6 protein-coding genes are annotated in these 5,529 nt (G+C 73.9%); 4 read left to right on the top strand and 2 right to left on the bottom strand.

Annotation, left to right across the window (positions count from 1 at the left end; genetic code table 11):
• Positions 1–223: 223 nt before the first annotated feature.
• The gene (locus AC5LUJ_RS17505) at positions 224–1,246 is read right to left on the bottom strand and encodes a GAF and ANTAR domain-containing protein (RefSeq protein WP_493465304.1); all 1,023 of its coding nucleotides are present in this window, start codon (positions 1,244–1,246) and stop codon (positions 224–226) included.
• A 216-nt stretch (positions 1,247–1,462) separates the two neighbouring features.
• Positions 1,463–1,702, bottom strand: coding sequence for a mycoredoxin (locus AC5LUJ_RS17510; protein ID WP_250287546.1), 240 nt, complete (start codon positions 1,700–1,702; stop codon positions 1,463–1,465).
• 116 nt (positions 1,703–1,818) lie between these two features.
• On the opposite strand from AC5LUJ_RS17510, the gene AC5LUJ_RS17515 reads away from it, so the two are divergent.
• The 4 genes from AC5LUJ_RS17515 to AC5LUJ_RS17530 form a co-directional block, all read left to right on the top strand.
• Complete coding sequence (locus AC5LUJ_RS17515) at positions 1,819–4,062, top strand: ATP-dependent DNA helicase UvrD2 (RefSeq protein ID WP_493465305.1); 2,244 nt, start codon at positions 1,819–1,821, stop codon at positions 4,060–4,062.
• A 248-nt stretch (positions 4,063–4,310) separates the two neighbouring features.
• Positions 4,311–4,574, top strand: a complete 264-nt coding sequence (locus tag AC5LUJ_RS17520; protein ID WP_250286637.1) for a hypothetical protein — start codon at positions 4,311–4,313, stop codon at positions 4,572–4,574.
• Positions 4,575–4,865: 291 nt separating this feature from the next.
• Positions 4,866–5,141, top strand: coding sequence for a WhiB family transcriptional regulator (locus tag AC5LUJ_RS17525; RefSeq protein WP_250290091.1), 276 nt, complete (start codon positions 4,866–4,868; stop codon positions 5,139–5,141).
• 176 nt (positions 5,142–5,317) lie between these two features.
• The coding region (locus AC5LUJ_RS17530; protein WP_493465306.1) for a type II toxin-antitoxin system Phd/YefM family antitoxin at positions 5,318–5,529 on the top strand (212 nt) is incomplete at its 3' end.

The raw sequence follows: 5,529 nt of genomic DNA on the forward strand, positions 1-5,529 counted from the left end.
GGACCGGCTGGCGGTGGCCGTCCGGCCGGCTCGTGGCCGGGCCGCTCGGCGCGGCGTGGCACGGCCGGCCCTGTCCGGCCCGGTTTCGCCTGGTGGCCTGGCACGGCCGGCCCGGAAGCGGCCCACAGCGCCCCGAGGAGCCGTTCGCGACGGCGGCTGATGGCCGCTTCCCCCTGCCCCGGCCGGCCGCAGCCGCCTTGTGGCCGGCGCTGGGGCAGGAGGGTCAGCGGCGGGACGGGTTGGCCCGCGGCGGTGCCGGCCGGGGAGTGCCGCCACGGCCGGCCAGCTCCCCGGGCAGGACCGTGCGCGGGTCGGAGACCGACTCGACCACCTGCCGGGCGAGGTCGTGCACGCGCCGTCCCATGCCGCGGGCGGTCCGCCGCAGCCGCTCGAACGCCTCCCTGGGCCGCAGCCGGTGACGCTCGGCCAGCACGCCTATCGCCTGTTCGACGATGACCCGGGACGCGAGCGCGTGCTCCAGCTGTACCACCGACAGCCGCAGCTGCTCGATCTCGGTGAGCTCGTGATCGGGACGCCGGGGCCGGCCGGGCGGAGCGAGGTCCTCGGCGAGCAGGTCGGCGAGCACCATCGCGGAGAGCAGGTCACCGACCGGCCGGACCTCGCCTGCTGGCCCTTCCACGATCCATCCGATCGTGGCCCTGCGCAGGCGCAGTTCGGAACGGCCGCCGGGCGCCGGCCCGCCGGGCGCGGCTTCGGCCGCGGGGCCCCGGACGCCCGGCCCGCCCCCGGCCGCTCCCGGGCGCGCGGGCCGGGTCGCGCCACCGCCTGACGGCGCGGCCGGAGCTGGCGCCGCCGGCGGCTTGCGCCGTTCGGTCTCGTCACGTTCGGCCGTCTCGTCACGTTCGGCCGTCTCGTCACGCTCGGCCGTCTCGTCACGCTCGGCCGTGCCGACGACGACGCCCAGAGCGTCAGCGATGCCCCGCAGCAGCGTGACCGCGGACGTGGGGACGGTGACGTGCTGCCGGTCGAGCCCGACGAGCAGACCGTGTAACCGCCCATCGTCGCCCACCACCGGCATGGCGACATAGCTGCGGACTCCCAGGCGCGACGGCTCGTCCGTCCCCGCGAACGCGGGGTCGTTGCCGACGCCCGCCAGCGTGACGGGCGCGCCGTCGAGCACCCTCGCGCTGACGGTCTCGCTCCGGGGCAGCGTCAGACCCGCGTCGAGGCCGGGCATGGTCCCCGCCGTCCGCTGGTAGGTCGCGGTCGAGCCCGACAGGACCACGAAGCCTGTCGCTTCCATCCCATGGATGGCGCCCGCGGCCTGCAGTGCGGCATCGACCGCGCTCCACGTACGTGCTGAAGGTACTGACGACACAGCCCGAACTCTCCCACAAACTTCACGGGCAGTGACGGAGACCGTCCCTCGATCAAGCTCTACGGGCTCAAGTCGGCGCGCAGCCGCTGCTCTGCTGCTGCTATCTGTCGCTCTGAGTATCCGTTATGCGGCAGAAGAGGTCTTCTCCGTGACCTGGCGCAGGCTCGGGTTCGTCAGCGCGGTGCCATCCTCGAAGACGACGGTGGGCACGGTTGCGTTGCCGTTGTTGATAGCTCGGACGATCTGTTCAGCCTGTGGGTTCTGCTCGATGTCGACCGTTTCGTACGGGATGCCGGCCTGGTCGAGCTGACGCTTGAGGCGGGTGCAGTAGCCGCACCACGACGTGGTGTAGATCGTCGGCACGAACGGTCCCTTCGGTAGCGGTGACAGAACAAATCTTCACAACCGCGGCGCGGCCCGGTCGCTTCCCGTCGGTGGCGGCGGCTACCGTTCCTCCCATGGCGCGTGCGACTCCTCCCATGGCGCGTGCGACCGTCGACGACCCGGCGCGGGACGCGCCGTTCCCGGGCGGTGCGGGCGTGTCCGGGCAGTGGCTGGTCGACGCGCTCGACCCGGAGCAGCGCCAGGCGGTGCTCGCCCCGGTCGGCCCGGTCTGCGTGCTGGCCGGCGCGGGCACGGGCAAGACGCGGGCGATCACGCATCGGATCGGCCACCTGGTGGCGTCGGGCACCGTCCCTCCCGGCCAGGTACTTGCTGTGACCTTCACCACGCGCGCGGCCGGGGAACTGCGCGGCCGGCTGCGCACACTCGGCGCGGACGGCGTCCAGGCGCGCACCTTCCATGCGGCCGCGCTGCGGCAGCTCGGCTACTTCTGGCCCAGGATCGCCGGGGCCGCGCTGCCCAGGCTCGTCGAGAGCAGGATCGCGCTGGTGGGCCGGGCGGCGAGCCGGGCCGGCCTGACACCGGGCCGGACCGAGCTCCGGGACCTCACCGCCGAGATCGAGTGGGCCAAGGCCACCCTGCTCACCCCCGAGCAGTACCCGGCGGCCGCCGCCGCGGCCGGGCGCGAGACGGCGCACCCGCCCGAGGTGGCCGCCCGGCTGTACACCGCCTACGAGCAGGCCAAGCGGGAGGCGGGCGTGCTCGACTTCGACGACCTGCTGCTGCTGACCGCCGCCGTGATCGAGGAGCACGGCTGGGTCGCCGAGGAGCTGCGCTCCCGCTACCGCCACTTCGTGGTGGACGAGTACCAGGACGTCAACCCGCTGCAGCAGCGCCTGCTCGACGCCTGGCTCGGCGAGCGGGACAGCATCTGCGTGGTCGGTGACGCCAACCAGACCATCTACTCGTTCACCGGGGCGTCCCCCCGCTACCTGCTGGACTTCCCCCGGCGCTTCCCCGAGGCCCAGGTGGTCCGTCTCGTGCGGGACTACCGCTCCACCCCGCAGGTGGTCGGGCTGGCCAACCGGCTGGTCGGGAGGGCCGGCACCGCCGGCCCTCCCGGCGCGCGGGACACGGCGGGCGGGCCAGGGACGCACGGTGCGGCGGGGACCGTGCTCGCGGTGTCCCGGCACGAGCCGCCGCGGCTGGTCGCGCAACGCCCGGACGGCCCGGCCCCGACGTTCACCGAGTTCGACAGCGAGCCCGAGGAGGCGGCCGCGGCCGCCCGCCGCATCCGCGCGCTGTTGGGCGCCGGCGTGCCCGCCAGCGAGATCGCCGTGCTGTACCGGGTCAACGCCCAGTCCGAGGCGTACGAGACCGCGATCGCCGCCGCCGGCATCCCGTACCTGGTCCGCGGCGGTGAGCGGTTCTTCGAGCGGCCGGAGGTCGCCGAGGCCGTCCAGCTGTTGCGGGCGGCCGCGCGGTCGGCCGACACCGACCGGCCGGCGGGGCTGGTGGCCGAGGTCACGGAGGTCTTCGCCGCGCTGGGCTGGCGCGGCGACGACCCGCCGAACGGCTCGGGCGCGCAGCGGGAGCGCTGGGAGAACCTGGCCGCGCTCGTGCGCCTCGCCGAGGCCCTGGCGGCCGCCGATCCGGGCGCCACCCTCGACCACTTCGTCGCCGATCTCGCCGACCGGGCCGCCCACCAGCACATCCCCACCGTCGAGGGGGTCACGCTCGCGTCCCTGCACGCGGCCAAGGGCCTGGAGTGGGACGCGGTCTTCCTGGTCGGCCTGGCCGAGGGGACGCTGCCTATCGTCCACGCGCAGACCCCGGCGCAGGTCGAGGAGGAGCGGCGCCTGCTCTACGTCGGCGTCACCCGGGCGCGCGAGCGGCTGGCGCTGTCGTGGGCGCTCGCCCGCCACGAGGGCGGCCGCAGGTCCCGCCGGCCGTCGCGCTTCCTCGACGGTCTGGCGCCCCGTCCGGCGGCGTCGGCGGGCAGACCGGCGGGTGGGCCGGCGCGCCCGGGAGCGGACGGCGCCGATGCCCAGCGCGCCCGTGGCCGCTCCGCGGTGCGCTGCCGGGTGTGCCAGCGTCCCCTGGTGGGCCAGGCCGCCCGGACGGGCCGGTGCGACAGCTGCCCGGCCAACATCGACCAGGCGCTCTTCGAGCGGCTGCGGGCCTGGCGCTCCGCCCGGGCCAGGGAGCAGAGCGCGCCGGCCTTCGTGGTGTTCACCGACGCGACGCTGATGGCGATCGCCGAGCACCGGCCCACGTCCGTCGCCGAGCTGGTGGGCATCCCCGGGATCGGCCAGGCCAAGCTCGACCGCTACGGCGAGGACGTGCTTGCCCTGATGGACGGGCGGGAACCACCCGGTTGACGTCCCGCCGTTCGCCGGCAGTACCCCCGGGCCCCCAGGACTGTGACGATCGTGACACCTTCAGTCGCGGTATCGGTCAGCCGTGGCACCAGTCATACTGATTGCGTAGAGTGCTCGTTCGGAAGCGCGAAAAATAGGTTGCGACCGCCGCGGCCGGCTTCTACGGTGCTGATGAGCGCTGAGCGTGCCTGACCTGCGCCCGGCCTGAGAACGCCAAGCCCGGCCCGAACGCGATGGAGGTGGTCCCCATGAGGATGGTGGGGATCGTCGCCGCGTTCGTGTGGCGGGTGTACCCGCCCGGCCTGCGTGGTGTGGTCCGTCCGGTCGCGGCTGTTCCCCTCGGGAGCGCACCCGCCGCCTCCACGGCCGCCCGTGGGTTCGCCGACGATCCGCGCCGGATCCGCGTAGCCGCCGCGCATCACGCCCTGGCCGCGAACGCCCGCGCCCAGGCATCGACGATGCGCAAGGCGCTGTCCGTCCCGGGTCCGTCCCGAGGTCTGCTCCTGGCCTGACCGGCCGCCCGAGCGCCGACCAGGGCCGCGGATCCCCGACGGGAACCGCGGCCCTGAGTGTTTTTCGGCCCGATCCGCCGAATCAGCCGAACCGACCGGATCAGCCGAATCGCCGAACCAGCCGAACCAGCCGAACCAGCCGAACCAGCCGAACCAGCCGGATCAGCCGAATTGCCGAACCAACGAATGCCTGGAGCGACATTGACCGAACCGGCTGTCCCGGTCGAACCGCCCCCGACCGGTTTCCTGATCGATTCCCTTCCTGCTCCTTCAGTGCCGGAGGTGACACCGGTGTTCAACCCCTCGATCGTCGCCCGGATCGAGCGGGACCAGCTGGCGCTGCCCTGCTGGGACGTCGACCCGGACCTGTTCTTCGCGGAGTCCCCCGAGGACGTCGAATCCGCGAAGGCGGTCTGCGTCGACTGTCCGCTGCGGCACGCCTGCCTGGCCGCCGCCCTCGACCGGTGCGAGCCCTGGGGCGTGTGGGGTGGCGAGCTCGTTGCCATGGGCGCCGTCGTCCCGCGCAAGCGTCCCCGCGGCCGCCCCCGCAAGAACGTCGCCGCCTGACGACCGCGGCCCGCATTCCACGGCGGGTGTCACGGGCTGCCACCGGACCGGTCTCGTCCCTCCGATGGCAGCCCGTGACCTGGTGGCAGTCTCGAGAGCCGTCCGCTGACGGCCGTTGATGGCCGCGTCGCGACGTCACCGGAGAAGTGGTCACAAATTTGTGATACATATGGGTTATGGCGATCACTGGTGATCATGTGGTGGGCCTACGGGAGCTTCGCCACAACACCAGCGAGGTGCTGGCCCGGGTCCGGCGTGGTGAGACCGTCGACGTGACCGAGTACGGCCGGCTGATCGCCCGCATCGTGCCCGCCGAGGAGCGGGAACCGGCCCCGGTCATGACGCGGCTGGTCGAGTCCGGCAGAGCCCGGCTGGCGGTACGGCCCGG

The sequence above is a fragment of the Protofrankia sp. CiP1_Cm_nod3 genome, from assembly GCF_982290655.1.

Coding starts and splice junctions, on each gene's coding strand:
- AC5LUJ_RS17515 (WP_493465305.1), top strand. CDS start 1,819: ATGGCGCGTGCGACCGTCGACGACCCGGCGCGGGACGCGCCGTTCCCG.
- AC5LUJ_RS17520 (WP_250286637.1), top strand. CDS start 4,311: ATGAGGATGGTGGGGATCGTCGCCGCGTTCGTGTGGCGGGTGTACCCG.